Source organism: Halococcus sp. PRR34 (assembly GCF_028617175.1).
In the GTDB taxonomy this organism is placed as follows: Archaea; Halobacteriota; Halobacteria; order Halobacteriales; family Halococcaceae; genus Halococcus; species Halococcus salifodinae.
Window position 1 is genome coordinate 1 of sequence record NZ_JAQJDA010000026.1, and the last position, 19657, is coordinate 19657.

The following is a 19657-nucleotide window of genomic DNA, read 5'->3' on the forward strand; positions in this document are numbered from 1 at the left end:
GGTGGACATGAAAAGGGCGAGGAGCCGCCGTCAGGCGTCCGGCCGAGCACAGCGAGGCCGGATGCGCGGGCTTGCCCGCGCAGTTCCGAGGGCTTTCAGGGCGTGATAACGGCCCGCCCCTCGATCTCGCCGTGCTCGAGCTTCGCGGCGACGTCGTTGATCTCATCGAGCCCGTACCGCGAGGTCCGGAGATCGACGTCGCCGCGTTCGACCAGCGCAACGAGCTCCTGGAGTTCGGTGTACTGGCCGACGAGCGTGCCGCGATAGCTGAATTCGCCGTTGACGAGCGCCTGGGCGGGTTCATGGACGTGGCCGCCGTAGCCGACGACGTGGTGGTCGCCACCGGCGGCGACGACATCGGGCGCGAGCGCGGTGGTCGCGTCGCTGCCGACGAAGTCGAGCACTTGCTGCGCGCCGACGTCGTCGGTGATCGATTCGATCTCGCCCGCAACGTCCGTCGAGTCGGGGTTCACGGTGTGATGGGCCCCGAGGTCGGTCGCCAGATCGAGCGCGCTGTCTTTGAGATCGACCGCGGTGATGGTAGTGGCGCTCATCGCGTCGAGACACTGGAGCCCGATGTGGCCGAGCCCCCCGATGCCGACGACGACCGCGTGATCGCCCGGGTTCAGTTCACGGGCGGCCTTTTTCACCGCGTGGTAGGCCGTGATACCCGCGTCGGCGTGGGGCGCGATGTCGGTCGTATCGACGCCATCGGGCAGCGGGATGACGGCGCGTTCGTTGGTGAGGAGGGATTCGGCGAACCCACCGTCGGTCGAGAGCCCTGGAAAGGCGACGTTCTCGCAGTACATGTCCTCGCCGAGTCGGCACGGACGGCAGGTCCCGCAGGTCATCACCGGATGACAGATCACCTGGTCGCCCTCCGCGACGACCGAGACGCCGTCGCCGACCGCGACTACTGTGCCGGCGTTCTCGTGGCCGAGCGTCATCGGGAGGTCCTGGGGCATGTACTGCTCCCACATCCCCTCGATGACGTGGTTGTCCGTCTGGCACCAGCCCGCGCCTTCGATGTCGACGACCACGTGATCGGCCTGGTTCACCTGTGGTGCGTCGACGTCGTCGATCGAGAGTGCGTCGTCCATCTCGTCGGTGTACTCGTGGAGTCTGGCTGCCTTCATGGTAGCACACACCAGTACTCCAGTCGTCGGCAAAAGTGTTCGTGACCGCTGTCTGTGACGTCAGCCGGCCACGCAGTCCGTCCGAACGGAGTTGCGGCCAATTATGCCGAAAAATTGGCAAAGATATATTGTTTCGTGTGACCACTCATCATGCGTCATGTACCGGCACGACGGAGAGGACGTGTTCGTTATCGATTCGCACATCCATCACTGGGATGCAAGCGAGGAGAACATCATCCACGAAGGCGGCGAACAGTTCATTCAGTGTTTCTACGACTACCACTCGGCGTTCACGCCGGAGGAGCGCCTCTGGGACATGGACGAGTACCGCAAGTACAGCGCCGATCGGATGATCGAGGACCTCTTTCGGGACGGCCACGCGGACATGGGCATCTTCCAGCCGACCTACCTCAGCGAGTTCTACGAGGACGGGTTCAACACCATCGAGGACAACGCCCACCTCACGGAGGAGTACCCCGAACGGTTCGTGCTCAACGGACGGTTCGACCCGCGCGAGGGCGAGGCAGGGCTCGAAGAACTCGAACGCCAGAAGGACGAACACGACATCCAAGGCGTGAAACTCTACACCGCCGAGTGGAAGGACGGCTCGAAGGGCTGGCGGCTCGATTCCGAGGAATCGTTCGAGTACCTCGAAAAGTGCGCCGAGTTGGGAATCACGAACATCCACGCACACAAGGGACCGACGATTCGGCCGCTGAATCGTGACGCCTTCGACGTGGCCGACGTGGACGACGCCGCGACGTCGTTCCCGGAACTCAACTTCATCGTCGAGCACGTCGGCTTCCCCCGGTTCGACGACTTCGCCCACATCGGGGCCCAGGAGACCAACGTCTATGGCGGGCTGGCGGTCGTCGCGCCGATGGCGCACGCACGCCCGCGGAAGTTCGGCGAGATCATGGGCGAACTCCTCTTTTGGGTCGGCGAGGACAACCTCCTCTTCGGGAGCGACTACGCGCTCTGGGAACCCGAGTGGGTCGTCGAGGCGGTGATGGAGGCCGAACTCACCCAGGACCAGCGCGACGAGTTCGGCGTCGAACTCACTCACGACGTGAAAAAGAAGATCATCGGCGAGAACGCCGCCGAACTCTACGATATCGATATCGAGGAGCGGAAGGCGAAACTCCGCGACGACGAACTCAGCGACGAGTTCGACATGGCCGACCAGTACGGGGAGGCCGCCGCGGACTGATGGCGACGAGCGCCCGCCCGACCCGCGCGACCGTGACCGAGCGCCTCGATCGGGTTGACGATCCCGAACTCGATGAGTCGATCGTCGAACTCGACTACATCCACGACCTCGCCATCGACGAATCGTCCGTGACTGTGGAACTCGTGCTCCCGACGGCATGGTGTTCACCCGCGTTCGCGTGGATGATGGCGACCGGCGCGCGCGACGAGATCGAGGACCTGTCGGGAGTCGAGGAGTGTACGGTTCGTCTCGAAGACCACATGCACGAAGACGAGATCAATCGTGGCGTGAACGAGGGGCTGGCCTTCGAGGACGCCTTCCCCGACGCCGAGGACGGCATCGCGGACGTGCGGCGAACGCTCGACGAGAAGGCACGGATGGGGCGGCAGTACCGCGCAGTCGAGGCGCTGACCGACGCCGGTATCGACCCCGAGCAGGTCGTCGAACTCCGGCGCGCGGACGTTTCGCTCGACGACGAGCAGGCACTCGTCTCGCTCGCCGACGGCGGTCTCGTCGTTCCCGTGCCGGCCGAGCCGATGGCCGAGTACCTCCGGAAAGCCACCGCTGTGGGTCTGGTGACCGATTCGACCGATCGGCTGTTTGCGACGCCCGACGGCGAGACGATTCCGACCGCGGAGTTCGAACCCGTCCAGCGCCGCGCGCGGCTAGCAAAGACGAACGCGACCGGACAGGGAAGCGTCTGTTCGGCACTCAACGAAGCGCGCAACGGTGTCCAAGGGGCGGACTGAGCCGACCGCATCTCAGCGAGTCGCTTTCCGGCCGCTGTTCAGTCCGATCTTGCGAGGCCGTACCGGCCTTCGTCGGTCCACTCAGCTTTCTCCCACCCGCAGTGCGGACACGAGTCCTTGCGCCAGTCGAACTCCTCACTGCAGCGTTGGCAGAGCACCATCCGTGGTGGACTGTCCTCGGCGAGCTGTCGTTCGTCCTCCGACATATCCACGAAACACGTCTCGGAACGGCAAAACCGTTCGGGGGCTGTGCGGCCCGCGCTGCCGTGAACGCTGCGGGCCCGTTGGGGCCCCGCTGATTCCGGACACCGTCGTTCCCCCCACGATCACACATCCGGCGCACCGCTACCCGGTGGTTTAGGGAGCACCCGTTCCTGTCCCGAGTATGCGACTTCACTGGCACCGGCGCGACCTCCGCGCGGCGGACAACCGTGCGCTCGCCGCGGCCGCCGACGATGGTCCCGTTCTCCCGGTGTTCGTCTTCGACCCCAGCGTACTGGAGCACGCCGCCCCACCACGGATGGCGTTTCTGCGCGACGCGCTCGCCTGGCTCCGTGAGTGGTATCGCGAGCGCGACAGCGATCTCGTGATTGCCCGCGGCGACCCCGCCGAGGAACTCCCGAACCTCGCCGAGGAACACGGGGCCAACGGGGTGGTCTGGAACCACGATTACACGGGCCTCGCCCAGGAACGCGACGGGGCGGTCCGTGCGGCGCTTGACGAGGCGGGCGTCGAGCACGAGACGTTCCACGACGCGGTGCATCACGAGCCAGGCACCATCACCACGAACGACGGCGATCCTTACGCGGTGTTCTCCTACTTCGGCGATAAGTGGCTCGACCGCGAGAAAGACGATCCCGTCCCGGCTCCCGACGCCGACGCGCTCGCCGACGTGGTCGGCGACGAACTCCCCAAACTCGACGACTTGGGGTTCGAGGAACCCGACGCGAACCTTCCCTCGGCGGGCACTGGAGCGGCCCGTGAGCGCCTCGATAGGTTCTGTGAATCGCCGATCTTCGAGTACGACGAGGAGCGCGAGTACCCCGCACGCTCGGGCACATCGCGGCTCTCACAGGATCTCAAGTACGGCACCATCGGGATTCGAGAGGTCGTAGAACGCACCGCAGAAGCGCTGGACGAAGCCGAGAGCGAGGCCGAGCACGAGGCGGTCGAGACCTACCGGGAGGAGCTCGCGTGGCGGGAGTTCTACACCCAAGTCACCTACTACAACCCGAACGTCGTCTCACAGAACTACAAGGATTTCACGAACGAGATCGAGTGGCGCGAGGACAACGAGGATCTCGCGGCGTGGAAGGCGGGCGAGACGGGCTACCCCATCGTCGACGCCGGGATGCGCCAGCTCCGCGCGGAGGCGTACATGCACAACCGCGTCCGGATGATCGTCGCCTCCTTCCTCACGAAAGACCTCCGGCTCGACTGGCGTGCGGGCTACGACCACTTCCGGGAGCGACTCGTCGACCACGACACCGCGAACGACAACGGGGGCTGGCAGTGGGCCGCCTCCACCGGAACGGACGCCCAGCCGTACTTTCGCGTGTTCAATCCGATGACCCAGGGCGAGCGCTACGACCCCGACGCCGAGTACATCACGACGCATGTTCCCGAACTCGACGGCGTCGACCCAGAGGCCATCCACTCGTGGCATGAACTCGACGACGAGGAACGTGAGGATCTCGCGCCCGAGTACCCCGCACCGATCTGCGATCACGGCGAGCGCCGCGAGGAGGCCATCGCGATGTTCGAGCGGGCGCGCGGCGACGACTGACCGACGGAAAGCGAACGGGACCGTCGGAAATCAGTAGCGGATGACGCCGGAACAAGGTAGTTTTGTTGACGAGTAGACCCACCACCACGAGTTCCGACTCGAATGAGAACCGCACCGCGACCGCCACACACCTCCCCAACCGATTCCTCCGCTCCGTTCGCTTCGCTCACTCCGCTCCGTCATCCACCGTCAGAGCTTCGCTTTGCCGAGCCTGCACTCGCTTCGTTCACGGGTCGTGCTCGGCTCGCGCCGCCCACCGCTCGCGCAGACCTCGCGCGAGTCGCGCGCCTGCGGCGCACTCCCGCGCGCCACCGCCGTTGTCTGTTTCGACTGGCGGACAATCATGTGGGGTGGTACCACCCGTTCCTCAACCTTTAACAGCTATCGCGGCGATGTACCGAATGGAGGATTTGATCATGTCCGAACACTCGAACGCGGAGCTTCCACCGCTTCCGTACGACTACGACGCTCTCGAGCCGCACATCTCCGAGCAGGTACTGACGTGGCATCACGACACCCACCATCAGGGCTACGTCAACGGGCTCAACAGCGCCGAGGAGACGCTCGCCGAGAACCGTGAGTCGGGCGATTTCTCCTCGTCCGGTGGTGCACTTGGCAACGTGACTCACAACGGCTGTGGGCACTACCTCCACACCATGTTCTGGGAGAACATGAGCCCCAACGGCGGCGGCGAACCCTCGGGAGAGCTCGCCGACCGCATCGAGGAGGACTTCGGCTCCTACGAGGGCTGGAAGGGCGAGTTCGAGGCCGCCGCGTCGGCCGCCTCGGGCTGGGCGCTGCTCGTCTACGATCCGGTTGCCAACCAGCTGCGGAACGTAGCGGTCGACAACCACGACGAGGGCGCGCTCTGGGGAGCCCATCCCGTGCTCGCGCTCGACGTCTGGGAGCACTCGTACTACTACGACTACGGTCCCGACCGTGGCAGCTTCGTCGACGCCTTCTTCGAGGTCGTCGACTGGGACGCCGCCGCGGACAACTTCGCAAAGACCACGTCGAACCACGAGTAGTTCCCGAACTCACGATTTTTGTGCGCTCAACCGCCCAGCCACAGCTCCGGACACGAGGCCGAACCGACCGTCCAGCCATCAGCACCGTTCCGAGCACGACCACACCGCCGAGGATTTAGGCCAGTTCGGCGTAGCGACCGTATGCCCCGACCGAAGTCGTCGTTCGATCGCGTGCGCCCCTTCGAGTTCCGCGCCCCCGACGAAGTGCTCGATTCCGAGACGATGTACACCGTCTACGAGATCGCACGCCTCCTGCAGGGGCTCGATCCCGACGCCGAACTCGATGTCGAGACCGAGGACGTGCTGCTCGACTGGGCGATCCCGTGGATGGTCACGAACGCCGACGCGCTCTGTTTCGCCGAGCCCGCGAGCGGCGACGAACCGGGTCACTACGGGCTGAGCGCATAGATCATACGATTTCGTCCCACGCCGTCGAGTCGCTTATTAGTTGGCGACGCCTACCGCGGCACGTGTTCGAAGAGGTGACCGCCCCGCTGTCCGAGTGGCTGGTTCTCGGCGGTGCCCTCGCGCTCGCCTCCCTCGTGGTCGTCGCAAGCGTGTTCGTCGTCGGTGCGCGACTGTTCCCGACCACAGTACAGAGTTCGACGCGGCTCACCGGGGAGAGGAAGCGCCGGCGCGAGATTCGCGAGTACCTCCGATCGATCGACGAACCGTTTGCCGAGGAGCATCCGGTCTGTGGCCAGTCGGTCGCGTTCTACCTCCCGAAACGTGACGTCGCGATCACGTTCGACGCACGGGCGTACTACCGGATCCAGCGCGCGGCGACGGACGCCGTTCTCGTCGAGCACGAACTCCCCGGTGTTCATCTCGGCTCGCGACTGCCGTTCGACACCCCCGATCTCGCACTCGACGAGGGAACCGGAGTCGACCCTGCGAGCGCCGCCTTCGGGGTACTCGGCCTCCCGGCAGGCGCGAGCGTCGCGGAGGTCAAGACGGCCTACCGCGAGAAAGTGAAGCAGGTCCATCCGGATCACGGCGGCGATCACGAGGAGTTCCGTCGGGTGCGCGAGGCGTACACGACTGCGAAAGAACACGCCGGGTAGTCACGTCAACCCGATCGAGAGCACCGCCTCCGACTCGACAGATGTCGCTATCGGGCGAACCACACCCCGGATCAGGCTTTCGTCAACGCCAGCCGGTAGTAACCGGCGTCGCTTCTGCACTCGACTACTGCCCAGCCAGTACCGACGGCCGCCTCACGGACCCGATCGGGACTGAACAGGCGGAAGTGCAGTGTTTCGCCGACGTCACCGTCGTACTCGAAGTGCAGCACCCGGTGGGCCAACCCCGGTGTCGGGTCGGCGCGGTAGCCGATCAGGTCCTCGCTCTCGTGGCTCGGATCGTACCCATCGAGCACCGCGCTCGCGTCCGGCGTCGTCACGAACGCGAGGTTACCGAGAAACCGTCTCAATCCCTGCATCGATCCCGCGAGCCCCATCTGGGTCCCGATGGCGAGCGCCGACTGAAATCGGTCGCGTTCGAACGACTCGCGGAGGGTGAACATGTCCCCGACACGGGCGTCCCGAACGCCGCGATCGCGCATCGTCTCGACGAGAGACGCCGATGGTTCGATGGCAACTGTCTCGAAGTGCTCCTGGAAGTAGAGCGTATCACGACCCGCACCCGCGCCCATATCGAGCAACGGACCGTCGAGCCAGGACGTGAGCCACGCCCCACTCTCGCTTTCGGGTTCGAACGCGCCGAAATAGAACTCCTCGATCGGATGCTCGCGAGTTTCCGCTCCGTCGCGGTCGACGAGTGCTTCGTCCTGTTCGCCGCGGTGGTAGTCGCGGATGGCGCGACCGAACGGGTCGTGTTCCATCACAGTACGAGACACACCCACAATTATAATAAAAACACAATGAAGGCTGGTGACGAGTCGCGTCCGTTCGGTGCGGCTATCCGTCTCGCGTCCCCAGACGACAGCGATGGAGGCAGCGTTCGCCGACCGGGCGATCTATCTCCCCGAGAGCGATACGCTCGTGCTCGCGGATCTCCACCTTGGGCGCGGGGCGAGCGCGGACATCGAGCTGCCGCTCTCGGAAGAAGACGTTCCGCCCCGCATCGACGGGCTGTGTGATCGATTTTTGCCCACGACGGTCGTCCTCGCCGGCGACGTGCTCCACGCCTTTTCGCACGTTCCGACCGCGGCGCGCGAGGCGTTTCGGGAGGTCGAAGCCGTCGTCGAGAACGCCGGCGCACGGCTGGTCGTCACTCCAGGCAATCACGATACGATGCTCGATGGGGTGTGGGACGGTCCGACCCCGACCGCGTTCTCGGCGGGAGAGACGACGATCCTTCACGGCCACGAGCCACCCGATCGCGAGGCCGAGCGGTACGTCGTCGGTCACGACCACCCGAAGATCACCATCGAGGGTGACGACTGGCCCTGCTATCTCCTCGGCGAGGGTATCTACCACGGTGCGGACGTGCTCGTGCTCCCGGCGTTCACCCGACTCGCGAGCGGTGTCGCTGTCAACGGCGGTCACGGTCACAAAACGCTCGAACGCTCGCCGCTGGTCACCGACATCGAGCGATTTCGACCGGTGGTTCGTGACGAGGATCGGGACGAGACACTCGAATTTCCGTCGCTTGGCGAGTTTCGAGAGCTACTCTGAGTCGAGCACCGCGCGGGCGGCCGCGCGGCCGCTGTCCATCGCGCCGTGGATCGACGACCACCGGGTGTGATCGCCGGCGAGATAGACAGGGCCGGCTGGAGCGTCGACGGCTGGCGCGTCACGGTAGAAGCCGGGCGGCTGGGCGATCTGGGCGAACGGGATCCGGTCCGTGCGGAGATGGGTGAGGTCGTCGAAGCGTCGCTCGGGGTACCACGCCGCGAGCGTCCGCTTGACCTGTCTGGCGAGTTCATCGTCGCTCTCGTCTGGGTCGCCGAGGAAGGTCGCGCTCAGGAGTTCCCGGCCCTCGGGAGCGTACTCGGGGGCCACCGCCGAGAGCGGCGCGACGTGGTTCGGGCCGTCCTCTTCGGCGTTGAGCAGGAGTTTCCGTCCGGTGTCGAGCGCGTCGTGGGTCGGCAGCGAGAAATACTGAGTCACGCAGCCGCGGGCGTCGGTCGGGATCGACGCGACGCCGGTGAGGTCGCGGGCAGACTGCGGATCGGTGGCGACGACGACCGCGTCGGCCTCGTGGGTCTCGCCACCGGTCTCGACCGTCACTTCGTCGGTCGAGGCGGTCGTCGCGTCGATCGCTCCAGCCCCACTTTCGGGCGTTTCGATCGCCTCGGCGGGTGTGTCGAGCGTGATTTCGGCTCCGGCGTCGCGGGCGGCGTCGGCGAGCTGTGCGGGGATCGCACCCATTCCGTCGGCGGGGATCGCGATCGACCCCTCGGCGAGCATCCGGAAGGTGTAGCCGAACACCGCGGCCGAGGTCGAGAGGTCCCGGTCGAGCGTGATCCCGCCGTAGAAGGGGGCGAAAAAGCGCTCGACGAACGGCTCCGAGAACCCACGATCGGCGAGGAGTGCGCGGATCGATCGGTCGTCGCCGGCGAAGAGGTCGGCCTCGTCCCGGTCAGCGAATTCCTGGCGGAGTGAGAGGATTCGGAGCTTGTCGAAGAGCGTGGGATCGCGGTTGAACAGCGTGTTGGTGAGCGAGCCAGGATCGCGGAGTGGGTCGGCGAGTGTGGTTCGATGGCCCGGTCGCGCAAGCGTCGCGCCGGGTGTGAACTCGTGGAGATCGAGGGAAGCGAGGTCGAGTTCGCGCTTCGCCGCCGGGTAGGCCGTGAACAGCACCTGGAACCCCCGATCGAGCACGAACCCGTCCTCGTGACGGCTCCGAACGCGGCCGCCGACCGAACTCCGGCGCTCGAACACCTGGACGTCGATCCCCGCGCGGGCGAGGTGACGGGCCGCGGTCAGCCCTGCGAGCCCGCCGCCGACGACGATGACCCGAGTCATGGATCGGCTCCGATCGCCGGGGACAAAACGCCTCCCATCGGGCTTGACGGCGTGTCACGAACTGGAGAGGCAACCGTGCGGTTGGCGCACGGCTGCGCCGAGCGGGACGGCAGTACCGTCCCGCTGGCCGTGCGAACGGCGCGAAGCGCCGTGAGCAGACGCCGCTCGTCGGCGCGCAACTCGCGTGCGAGGGATGACTGAACGAGCGGTGTGAACGAAGTGAGCGGAGCGAATGAGGGAGTCGGTCGGGGAGGCGTGTGGCTTGCGGTTTTCACTGGCGTCGGCATCAGTGTGGTCTCGGAAGCCGTATCGAGACTGTCGGTCTCGAAGACGATTTCACTGACAACAGTCCAGAATGGCCTCGGTGATTCTAGTCGGACGGGAACCCATTTGTCGCTCCCGACCCGTCTCGATGTATGGAGACGACCGCGGCGTTCGACGGGCTCGAATGTACCGACTGCGGCGAGCAGTTCGACGCCGAGTCGGTGACTCACGAGTGTCCCGAGTGTGGCGGGATCTGCGATCCGACGTACGACTACGCGGAAATCGATCTCACGCGCGCGGAGCTCGAAGATCGGCCGTTCGACGGCCAGTGGCGCTACGAGGAGCTGCTCCCGATCCCGCGTGCGGCGGCGGTGACGATGGACGAGGGCACCACACCGCTGATCGAGTGTCCTGATCTCGCCGACGAGCTCGGCGTCGGGCGCGTCGTGATCAAGGACGAGGGCCGCAATCCGACGGGCTCGTTCAAGGATCGCGGCCACGCGCTCGCGGTGTCGGCCGCGAGCGAGCACGGCGCGAGCGACATCGTACTCACCTCGGCGGGCAACGCCGGCCAGTCGGCCGCGGCGTACGCCGCCCGCGCGGGGCTCGATTCACACGTGTTCGTCCCCTCGCGGGCGAACTTCGTGAACAAGGCGATGATCAACGTCCACGGTGGCGACATGACCGTGGTCGGGGGTCGGTTCGAGGACGCCGCCGCGGCCTGTGCCGACGCGATGGACGATCGGCCTGAGGGCGAGGAGTGGTACTCCACGAGCTCGTTCACCACGCCGTATCGCCACGAGGGCAAGAAGACGATGTACTACGAGATCACAGAACAGCTCGACAGGGAGGTCCCGGACAGAATCGTCTACCCCACCGGCGGCGGTGTCGGCCTCGTCGGGATGCACAAAGGTGCGAAGGAGTTCCGCGACCTCGGGTTCACTGACGACCTCCCCGCGATGTACGCCGCCCAGTCGAGCGGCTGTGCGCCGATCGTCGACGCGTGGAACGAGGGAGACGACCGACACGAGACGTGGGACACGCCCGATACGATCTGTGGCGGGATCGAGATTCCCGATCCCGGTGCGAGCCCGCTGATCCTCGACGCACTCGACGAGTCGGAGGGCGGTGCGGTCGCGACCCCCGACGAGGACATCCTCGACAGCGCGATCACGGTGGCCCAGCACGAGGGGATCGAGATGGGCGCGACCTGTGCGGCGGCCGCCAGCGGCGCGTGGGACCTCGCCGAACAAGGGGAGTTCGAGAGCGACGACACGGTGGTCCTCATGAACACCGCCACCGGAAACAAAGAAGACGACATTCTCCGGAGTCATCTGATGGGCAAGGGTGTCTAGCGACTTTTTTACTTCGTCGGGTGCGCTTGCTCGTTTCACTCGCTCGCCCACCACTCCTCGCAAAAACCTCGACTAAAAACATCCGCTCACTCGCTTCGCTCGTTCGCGGCGAACCCCGCTCGCTTGGCGGCCCTCGCTACGCTCGCGCCGCCCATCGCTCGCGCGGATATTACGCTTTCCGCGACCGCAACCGCCCCGCACAGCACCGCCGAAGCCCTCACCGCGCGCTCCCTGCGGTCGCTACTCACTCGGCCTACGGCCTCGTTCGCGCGCCTCGCCCTTCATCCACCGAGGACCGTACCGCATCCGCCACCGCGCCGCGGCCGCCACGGCCGCCGCGCTAAGCTGCGTTGACACATATCAACACGATGAACAGACTTATTCGCGCCGGTCGCCGCCTGTGAGACGATGACGATGAAGACAGGTCCGTTCGCTGTGTTTACAACTGACACTGGCCGGCGGAAGTGATCGATGGCCGTTCTGGAAGCCGTGACGACGGTTCTCGCCGGCGCGGTGTTCGGCCTCGCGATCGCCGCGCCGCCGGGCCCGATGAACGCGATCATCGCCGAGGAGAGCGTGCTCCGCGGCTGGACAGCGGGCTTCTGGGCGGGGCTTGGCGCGTTGACTGCGGACGCCTGCTTTTTCGTGCTCGCGGTGGTCGGCGCGGTCGCGGTGGTCGAGCGGTTCCCGATCGTGCGCGGTCTCGCGTTCGCGATCGGTGGTGCGTTGATGCTTTATTTCGCCTACACCGCAGCCCGTGACGCCACCGCTTCGGCCGACGAGGCCACTCCAGAGGACTCGCGAGGGTTCCGGAAGGCGTTCGTGCTCGCGCTCACCAACCCCTACCAGATCGTCTTCTGGCTCACTGTCGGCGTCGGACTGCTCGAACCCGGCCGGATCGACGTGCTCGCGGCGCTGCCCTCCGTCGGCGAGACGCTCTCCGGTGTGCTCGTCGTCTCGACCGGGAGCCCGACGCTGCTCGTCGGCTTCTTTGCGGGAATCGTGGTCTGGATCGTGGGGTTCCCGGCGACGCTGGTCGCGGCCGAACGCCGGGCGACCGGTGTCGGACCGACGATCGCCTACGCGAGCGCGCTCGTGCTCGCGGTCTTCGGGCTGCTCTTCCTCGGCGAGGCGACATCGGTGCTTGGTGGGTCGATCCCGCTCGTCTGAGGCTCGGCTGAGCCGATCGGCTCACTCCTCGGGATCGAGATCCACGCCGGCGATCTCGTCGTCGAGCCACTCGCGCAGCCACTTCACGCGCTTCAGCCGCTGGTGGACGAGGCTCACCGCCCGATCGCTCTCGACGCGCGCAGCCACGTCCTCGCCGCGGTCGGCCACCCGCCCGACCATCTCGGCGGCGTCCATGTGGGTGCGTGACTCGTAGCCCATCCGGAGGACCAACAGCACCGCCCCGTTCGCCCCCACCTTGTCGAGCAGGTCGGCCTCGATGAGACACCGCGTTTCGAGCGAGAGCTCCGCGAGCGGGCCCTGGTAGGAGTGGTCGGCGACCGCCGTACACACCTCCTCGACGAACGATTCGGGGTACTCGCCGTGGGAGTGGAGATACTCGCGGGCGACGCGTGCGCCCGCCTCGGCGTGGTGGTCCTGTTCGGCTTCGAGCTTCGAGACGTCGTGGAAGAGCGCGGCGACCCGGACGACATCGACGTTCGCGCCCTCGGCCTCGGCGATCTTCGTCGCGATCGCGACCACGTTTTTGATGTGGTTGAACCGGTACGCCGCGGAGTGCCACGGATACCACCGCATCCGACCGCCGTCGACCTCGTTGTTGACGCTGGCCGCGAGATAATCGCCGACGAAGGTCTCCATTGCCTCGAACGACGCGGCCGAAACCGGCGATTCCCTCACCTCGACGCCCAACGTGATCCCCTCCAAAACACTCGTACGATGGTCATGTTAGTCCACTAGACGAATGTTCGACTCTTTAGCGTTACGACAACGTGTTCGATGGCACCGAACGGTCCGTCGGTCTGGTCCCGAACGGGTAATCGCCAGAGCTCGATCGGCACCGGGGTTTATGCGTTCGAACGTCGAAATAGTGGTATGAAACTGAGAGAAGCCACCCGCGACGACGGCGAAGCGATCAGACGGATCGCGCGGGACTCGATGGAGGCGTCGTACTCGCTCAGTCCCCGAGCGATCGAGAGTGCGATCACCGAATGGTACGACACGGACGGTATCGCAACCAAGATCGACGAGCCCGACGCGCTGCTTCTCGTCGCCGAGGACGAGGGTGAGATCCGCGGGTTCTCCGAGAGCGATCTCGTGACCGACGGGGGCAACGGCGACCTGCTCTGGCTCCACGTCGATCCGGCCTACCGTGGTGAGGGGATCGGGACCGAACTGTTCGAGGCGACCCGGGAAGCGCTGTTCGACATGGGAGCTTCCCAGCTCCGTGCGAAAGTCATTGAAGACAACGCGGAGGGCAACGACTTCTACGAGGACTTCGATTTCGAGATGGTCGACACCGACGAAGTCGAAATCGACGACGAGACCTACGTCGAGAACATCTACATGAAGGCCGGCACTGCGGCGGCCGATTCCGAACCCGACATCGCCGAGGGACCCGTAACGACCCCCGACGGTCAGGAGATGTACGTCAACGAAGAGGAGGTCGAGCGCGGGTCGAAGGGGCCCTTTTTCACGAGCTACACCCAGCCCGACTTCGGCGAGGAGCACAAGTACGGCTACTTCTGTGCGAACTGTGAGACGCTCGACAACGCGATGGACACGATGGGCCGGGTGAAGTGTAACGACTGCGGCAACCTCCGGAAAGCGACCCGCTGGGACGCCACCTACGGGTAGTTCGCGACGTGGCTCGGCGGTCGAACTGCGAGGAAATCAAAGAAAAAGACGAGACTGGACAGTGGCAACCGTGGTGGTCGAGGTCGACGAAGCGAGCGCAATCAGGTGCTGTCGGGCGTCGTGTGAACCGTCAGATCCACCGGCCGCGATTCGCCCTCGATGTCGGCGACGATCCGTTCGACCACGCGCTCGGCCTCGCGTTCGATGAGCGGTTTCACTTTGTCGACCACCCACGACAGCGAGACGAGCCGTGGGAGATCGAACCCGCTCGGATCGACCGAATCGGCGTCGAACTCGATCCGGAGCCGGACCTCGGAAGCGTGTTCGCGGCCTGTCGGCGAGTCGACGGCCGTGACCGTCCAGCGGCCGCGAGCGTCGATATCCTTCGTGACCTGCCAGTCGATCCGGTTCGGGGGGTCGACCGCGGTGACGCGCGAGCGCGCCGTGTAGGTGAGTTTCCACCACGCGAAGCGGAGATCGTACTCCGTGCCGGGCGAGCCGTCGCCGTGGCTCTCGACACCAGTGAGATACTCGGAGTAGTTCGCGTAGCCCGGGAAATCCAGCAGGAACTCGTAGGTCTCCTCGGGGGGCAAGTAGACCACGGTGCTGACTTCGACGCTCTCCACGGCAACGTCTCGTGTCCGTGGCGTGTAAGCGTTGTCTTCTCGACATAGATCGCCCCGATATCCTTCCGAGCGATGGTTTCGCCCGGTCGATACCGGGAGATACATACGCACCGCTTTTGTACGAATTCGACGACTAATGCGAAGACGTCCCGGTTTCGATAGCAATGGAACGGAGAATTGGCGGACGCTGCTCGTCGGCGTCGTGGTGGTGGCGCTGCTCGCGGGCGCAACCGGGTCGCTGGTGGGCCTCGCCGGCGCACAGAGCGCGGGGAACGCGACTGGGGTCGACTCGTGTCGGACGATCAACGCGTCCGGGACGTACGTGCTGACGGAGAACGTCACGGGCGGTGACGGCAACTGTCTCACGATCACGGCGAGCAACGTGACCCTCGACGGCGCGGGCCACAGCCTCCAGGGGAGTGGGTCGGGCCACGCGATCCACGCCAACGGCTCGTCGCGCGCAGTCGAGAACGTGACCATCAGACGCGTCCAGACGAACAACTGGACGGTCGGCGTGTTCTACCTCGGTGTCGATGGCAGCACGATCCGCGGAACGGTCGTGGACAACAACACCCAGGGAATCACGCTCGCGAACGCGAACGACAACCGGATGGTCGACAACACGGCGTACGGCAACGGACTCGGAATCGCGGTCGGCGGCGAGAGTCAGAACAACACCCTTCGGAACAACGTCGCGGTCGAGAACAAGTGGGGAATCCACTTCGAGCGCGAGAGCGAGAACAACACCGTGACCGACAACACCGCACGGAACAACACGCGGTGGGACTACTACTCGCTCCGGAACGACGGCACGAACACCGTCACCGATCTCCGACTGTCCACTACGACCGTCTCGCTGACCGAGCGCAACGTCGGGCTGCGATCGTCGACATCGCCACCTGAAATCCCGCAGGGAACCCAGAGCCTCGGGACGTTCGTCGAGGTGACAGGCACCGGCGGCGGGGGCTCGGAGCTCTCGATGACGACGAGCTACGAGGGGTCGAACGCCTCGTCGGTCACGGTGTTCCGCCACGACGGCGAGTACTGGACCGAGGTCAACGGGGCCGAAACCGACACCGCAGCGAACACGGCGACCGCCACCAATCTCACGCAGTTCGGGACGTTCGCCCCACTCGCCGACGCTGCCGGCGCGGCCGGCGGATCGGTGAACGTGTCGGCCGACGCGTCTCCCCCTATCCAGCAGACGCTGACGCCGGTCGCGTCGCCACCGACGGTGGCGAACGGCACGGCGACGGCAGCGAACAACACGACCGCGAGCAACGTCACAGCGGCCAACGCGACGGCGGCCAACGCAACGGCAGGGAACGCAACGAACGCCACAACAGGCAACGCAACGACGAACGGCACGATCCCGAGCAACGCCACGGCGAACGCATCGGCGAACGGGACAGGGGCCACGACCACCGACGCGCCGTCAACGATCACGCCCGCGGAGAACGTCTCCGCAAACGGCTCGACGACTGTCGCCCCTGCGACGGGTGAGAGCGAGGCCACGAGCGGGTTCGGGATCGGGATCGTCCAGATCGTCTTCGTGCTCCTCGGGGCCGTCGCGCTCGCCACACTCGGCGTGGTTGCGGTGCGACAGTCACGCTGAGAGGGTCACGCCAGCCAGACCCCGCGGAATCGTGACGGCGTCCACTATTTTTCGACACCGAGTGCTTGACGGCGGATTTAAACCGCGAGACAACCCATGCTCAGAGGATGTTGCGCGGAGTGAACGTCGCGCTCGGGATCACGGGATCGATCGCGGCGGTCAAGACCGTCGAGCTCGCTCACGAACTCCGTCGCCAGGGAGCCGCAGTCCGTGGCGTGATGACCGAGAGTGCCCAGGGGATCGTCCATCCCTGGGCCGTGGAGTTCGCCACCGACCAGCCCGTCGTGACCGAGATCACGGGATCGGTGGAGCACGTCGCGCTCTGCGGCCGCGAGGGCTGGGCCGATGTCCTCTTGCTCGCGCCCGCGACCGCGAACACCGTCGGGAAGATCGCGGCAGCGATCGACGACACGCCCGTCACGACGTGTGCGACGACCGCACTCGGGGCGGACGTCCCGGTGGTCGTCGCACCCGCGATGCACGAGCCGATGTACGACCATCCCGGCGTTCTCGACGCGATCGAGCGGGTCGAGTCGTGGGGCGTCGAATTCGTCTCGCCCCGGATCGAGGAGGGAAAGGCGAAGATCGCGACCGAGGAGGCGATCGTCCTCGGAGCCGCGCGCGCCACCGGCGAGACGCCGCTCGCCGGCCGGCACGTGGTGGTCACGAGTGGGCCCACATCCGAGGCGATCGATCCGGTGCGGGTGTTGACCAACCGCTCGTCGGGGAAGACCGGCCGGGCGGTCGCGCGGGCGTGCTACACTCGCGGTGCGGACGTCACGCTCGTCCACGACGGCGGTGACGTTCCCTACGCGACGGTCAAGCGCGTCGAGAGCGCCGCGGAGATGGTGGCGGCAGTCGAGGAGTCCGTCGCGGGGGCTGACGCGCTCGTTTCGGTGGCGGCGATCGGTGATTACACCGTCGAGGGAAGCGACGAGAAAATTCGATCCGGTCAGGACGGGCTGACGCTCAAACTCGAACCGACCCCGAAACTGATCGACACGGTTCGGGACGCCCACCCCGACCTCCCGATCGTCGGATTCAAAACCGAGACGAGCGGCGACGACGAGGCGATGATCGCTGCCGCACGCGAGATCCAGTCACGTGCGGGGCTCGCGTTCGTCGTCGCCAACGACGCGAGCGTGATGGGCGAGACCGACACCCGCGCGCTCGTGGTCCGCGAGGACGAGACGAGCGAGTACGCTAGCAACAAATCCGGGCTCGGTGCGCGCGTCACCGAAGAACTGGCTGACGAACTCGACTGAAAGCCGCTCCGAGAGGCTAATCACGGAGTTACGCCGTCGAGTTTCGGTCTTCGTCGACGTAGACCGCGACGCTGCTGATGGTACAGCCACTGTCGTAGAGGAATCGATCGACTTCGTGGCGTTCGTACCCTTCGAGGAATCGATCGATGTCGGTGGCGTCGTCGTACTCCTTTTCACAGGACGGCACCCGATCGAACGCGATCACGACCGGGGGTCGGTCGCCGCTCGCCACCGCTCGCTGGACCGCCGCTGCGTCGGCCGTACTGTTCGTTTCCGCGCCGTAAGCTTCGAGATACCACGCGAAGGGCAGGCGCTCGAACCACCCGTTCCCAGCGATCGGCGTGTCGTGGGAGGCGGGGTTCGGCGCGTAGAGTTCGTCGCCGTCGAAGTCGGGATCGTCGCCGTAGTAGAGCACGTCGGTACCGTCGTTTTCCGTAACGGTTTCGCGAATCTCGCCGAGCAGCGGCTTCATCTCGCTCGCGGGCTGGGCGTACTGGACGAGTTCGTTGTCCGGACTCTGTGGTTCGGCGAACGAGGTGTCGTAGGCGGTCACGCCGACCTGACCGACGAGCGCGATCACGACGACCGCTGCGGCGACCGCGGCGAGGGTGTCGCCCTCGTCGACGCTTTCGAGGCCAACGCGGCCGATCAGGGCGAACCCGACCGCCGCCGGGATTGCAAGCGGCACGACGACGTGGATCACCTCCCACGGGAACGGGTTGTCGACGGCGATCGGATAGCCGATCGCGCTGGCGACGCCCCAGTACGCCGCGAACGCCACGACGTCACGGGGCTGCTCGCCGGTGTAGCGATCCACGAGGAATCCCACGACCGCGAGCGCAAGCAGGACCAGCGCACCCGCAAGGAGCACCGACCACAACTGGCCCGCAGTCGAGAGATACGATTCCTGGTTGCCGCTGCCCCACTGGCCGAGAAAGGCGTTCCACGACCCGAGGACCGACTCGCCGACCAGCGCAGGCAGCAGCGTCGGATCGGCGAGCGTCGCGCCGAGCGTCGGGTCCGCGCCGGCCGCCTCGCCACGCGGCGCGTAGAAGAACACGAAGATGGCGAAGAACTCCACGACCGCGAGCGCGAAATGGAGTCCCCAGTACCGGAGCGCGCCCCCGACCTGTCGTGCCCGCCCGACGACCGATCGTCGGAGTCCCCAACTGTCCATCCGGCCGACGAGCACCCGACGATCGAAGAGTAACGCGGTCGCACCGAGCCACGTGACCGGGTAGAGCAGAGCGTTCTCTTTGGTGGTGAACGCGAGCGCGAACGCGGCAGTTCCGAGATAGAGGAACGCCGGCCGGCGGTGGTCGTACGCGCGGACGAAAAACCCGAACGCGACGAGCATGAACCCCGCAAGCAGCAGATCGTTCCGATAGAACCGCGAGTAGTAGAGCAGAATGGGGTTCGCGGCGAGCACGAGGCCCAGCGCGATCGTTTCGCCATTCCGAAGTCGATGGCGAAAGAGTAGCGCCGCAAGCGGGAGCAGACCGCCAACGACGGCGACAACCAACCGCATCGTGAAGTCAGAAGCCCCGAAAATGGAGAACACGTAGCTGTCGACGATCGTCAGAAACGGGCCGTGGACGATCGGGCGATACCAGTAGACGCCCGACTCCATGTAGCGGTACGCCCAGAACGCCACCCGGGCCTCGTCCTGATGGGCGGCCCGCGCGCCGAGCGCGAACAGCCGGACAGCGAGCGCGAGGACGGTGATCGCGGCGACGACCAGTCCCGGACGGGCCGCGACAGTGGCGAGGCGATCGCGGAAACCGACGGCGAGCGTCGATCGGGAGGACTCGGTGGACATGAGTGATTACAGGGAGCGGGGGTCGGGCCGACGGATCGCCGGCCGGTAT

General features: G+C 66.0%; 19 protein-coding genes. 12 read left to right on the forward strand and 7 right to left on the reverse strand.

Annotation, left to right across the window (positions count from 1 at the left end; all coding sequences use genetic code 11):
- Positions 1-95: 95 nt before the first annotated feature.
- A complete protein-coding gene (locus PHA81_RS18655; RefSeq protein WP_005044863.1) occupies positions 96-1136 on the reverse strand; it encodes an NAD(P)-dependent alcohol dehydrogenase in 1041 nt (346 codons plus the stop codon).
- A gap of 157 nt (positions 1137-1293) precedes the next feature.
- Here PHA81_RS18655 and PHA81_RS18660 point away from each other — a divergent pair, with 157 nt between their 5' ends.
- Together PHA81_RS18660 and PHA81_RS18665 are read left to right on the forward strand one after the other, a co-directional pair.
- Positions 1294-2346, forward strand: a complete 1053-nt coding sequence (locus PHA81_RS18660; protein WP_005044861.1) for an amidohydrolase family protein — start codon at positions 1294-1296, stop codon at positions 2344-2346.
- Positions 2346-3095 (forward strand): iron-sulfur cluster assembly protein, encoded by a 750-nt coding sequence (locus PHA81_RS18665; RefSeq protein WP_005044859.1) that lies wholly within the window; start codon positions 2346-2348, stop codon positions 3093-3095. Before PHA81_RS18660 ends, PHA81_RS18665 begins: the two co-directional genes overlap by 1 nt.
- 38 nt (positions 3096-3133) lie before the next feature.
- On the opposite strand, the gene PHA81_RS18670 is transcribed toward PHA81_RS18665, so the two are convergent.
- Positions 3134-3301 (reverse strand): hypothetical protein, encoded by a 168-nt coding sequence (locus PHA81_RS18670; RefSeq protein WP_005044858.1) that lies wholly within the window; start codon positions 3299-3301, stop codon positions 3134-3136.
- 179 nt (positions 3302-3480) lie between these two features.
- Here PHA81_RS18670 and PHA81_RS18675 point away from each other — a divergent pair, with 179 nt between their 5' ends.
- The 4 genes from PHA81_RS18675 (at position 3481) to PHA81_RS18690 (ending at position 6973) form a co-directional block, all read left to right on the forward strand.
- The gene (locus PHA81_RS18675; RefSeq protein ID WP_005044855.1) at positions 3481-4881 is read left to right on the forward strand and encodes a deoxyribodipyrimidine photo-lyase; all 1401 of its coding nucleotides are present in this window, start codon (positions 3481-3483) and stop codon (positions 4879-4881) included.
- A 416-nt stretch (positions 4882-5297) separates the two neighbouring features.
- Entirely contained in the window at positions 5298-5909 is a 612-nt protein-coding gene (gene sod, locus PHA81_RS18680; RefSeq protein ID WP_005044853.1) for a superoxide dismutase, read from the forward strand.
- Positions 5910-6050: 141 nt separating this feature from the next.
- Complete coding sequence (locus PHA81_RS18685) at positions 6051-6317, forward strand: DUF5827 family protein (protein ID WP_005044851.1); 267 nt, start codon at positions 6051-6053, stop codon at positions 6315-6317.
- A gap of 62 nt (positions 6318-6379) precedes the next feature.
- Positions 6380-6973 carry a J domain-containing protein gene (locus PHA81_RS18690; protein ID WP_005044850.1) on the forward strand — a complete coding sequence of 198 codons (594 nt, stop codon included), beginning with the start codon at positions 6380-6382 and terminating at the stop codon, positions 6971-6973.
- Positions 6974-7044: 71 nt separating this feature from the next.
- Here PHA81_RS18690 and PHA81_RS18695 read toward each other — a convergent pair whose 3' ends face one another.
- Positions 7045-7752: a hypothetical protein gene (locus PHA81_RS18695; protein ID WP_005044848.1), complete on the reverse strand. Its 708-nt coding sequence runs from the start codon at positions 7750-7752 to the stop codon at positions 7045-7047.
- Between the two features lie 106 nt (positions 7753-7858).
- Between PHA81_RS18695 and PHA81_RS18700 the strand changes: the two genes are divergently transcribed.
- Positions 7859-8548, forward strand: a complete 690-nt coding sequence (locus PHA81_RS18700; RefSeq protein ID WP_005044846.1) for a metallophosphoesterase — start codon at positions 7859-7861, stop codon at positions 8546-8548.
- Here the strand turns inward: PHA81_RS18700 and PHA81_RS18705 are convergent.
- Positions 8540-9841 (reverse strand): NAD(P)/FAD-dependent oxidoreductase, encoded by a 1302-nt coding sequence (locus PHA81_RS18705; RefSeq protein ID WP_005044843.1) that lies wholly within the window; start codon positions 9839-9841, stop codon positions 8540-8542. The two genes, PHA81_RS18700 and PHA81_RS18705, sit on opposite strands and share 9 nt — an antisense overlap.
- 416 nt (positions 9842-10257) lie before the next feature.
- On the opposite strand from PHA81_RS18705, the gene PHA81_RS18710 reads away from it, so the two are divergent.
- Positions 10258-11460, forward strand: coding sequence for a threonine synthase (locus PHA81_RS18710; RefSeq protein WP_005044841.1), 1203 nt, complete (start codon positions 10258-10260; stop codon positions 11458-11460).
- A gap of 471 nt (positions 11461-11931) precedes the next feature.
- A complete protein-coding gene (locus PHA81_RS18715; RefSeq protein ID WP_049910283.1) occupies positions 11932-12630 on the forward strand; it encodes a LysE family transporter in 699 nt (232 codons plus the stop codon).
- 21 nt (positions 12631-12651) lie between these two features.
- Here PHA81_RS18715 and PHA81_RS18720 read toward each other — a convergent pair whose 3' ends face one another.
- On the reverse strand, positions 12652-13338 hold the full coding sequence (locus PHA81_RS18720) for an HD domain-containing protein (protein WP_049910299.1): 687 nt from the start codon (positions 13336-13338) through the stop codon (positions 12652-12654).
- A 183-nt stretch (positions 13339-13521) separates the two neighbouring features.
- On the opposite strand from PHA81_RS18720, the gene PHA81_RS18725 reads away from it, so the two are divergent.
- Entirely contained in the window at positions 13522-14283 is a 762-nt protein-coding gene (locus tag PHA81_RS18725) for a GNAT family N-acetyltransferase (protein WP_049910297.1), read from the forward strand.
- A gap of 101 nt (positions 14284-14384) precedes the next feature.
- On the opposite strand, the gene PHA81_RS18730 is transcribed toward PHA81_RS18725, so the two are convergent.
- Complete coding sequence (locus PHA81_RS18730; RefSeq protein ID WP_049910294.1) at positions 14385-14909, reverse strand: SRPBCC family protein; 525 nt, start codon at positions 14907-14909, stop codon at positions 14385-14387.
- A gap of 136 nt (positions 14910-15045) precedes the next feature.
- On the opposite strand from PHA81_RS18730, the gene PHA81_RS18735 reads away from it, so the two are divergent.
- Both PHA81_RS18735 and coaBC read left to right on the forward strand, forming a co-directional pair.
- Positions 15046-16524, forward strand: coding sequence for a right-handed parallel beta-helix repeat-containing protein (locus PHA81_RS18735; protein WP_005044829.1), 1479 nt, complete (start codon positions 15046-15048; stop codon positions 16522-16524).
- Between the two features lie 107 nt (positions 16525-16631).
- On the forward strand, positions 16632-17789 hold the full coding sequence (coaBC, locus tag PHA81_RS18740; RefSeq protein ID WP_005044826.1) for a bifunctional phosphopantothenoylcysteine decarboxylase/phosphopantothenate--cysteine ligase CoaBC: 1158 nt from the start codon (positions 16632-16634) through the stop codon (positions 17787-17789).
- Positions 17790-17817: 28 nt separating this feature from the next.
- Here the strand turns inward: coaBC and PHA81_RS18745 are convergent, their stop codons facing one another.
- The gene (locus PHA81_RS18745; protein WP_005044823.1) at positions 17818-19608 is read right to left on the reverse strand and encodes a flippase activity-associated protein Agl23; all 1791 of its coding nucleotides are present in this window, start codon (positions 19606-19608) and stop codon (positions 17818-17820) included.
- Positions 19609-19657 lie beyond the last annotated feature (49 nt).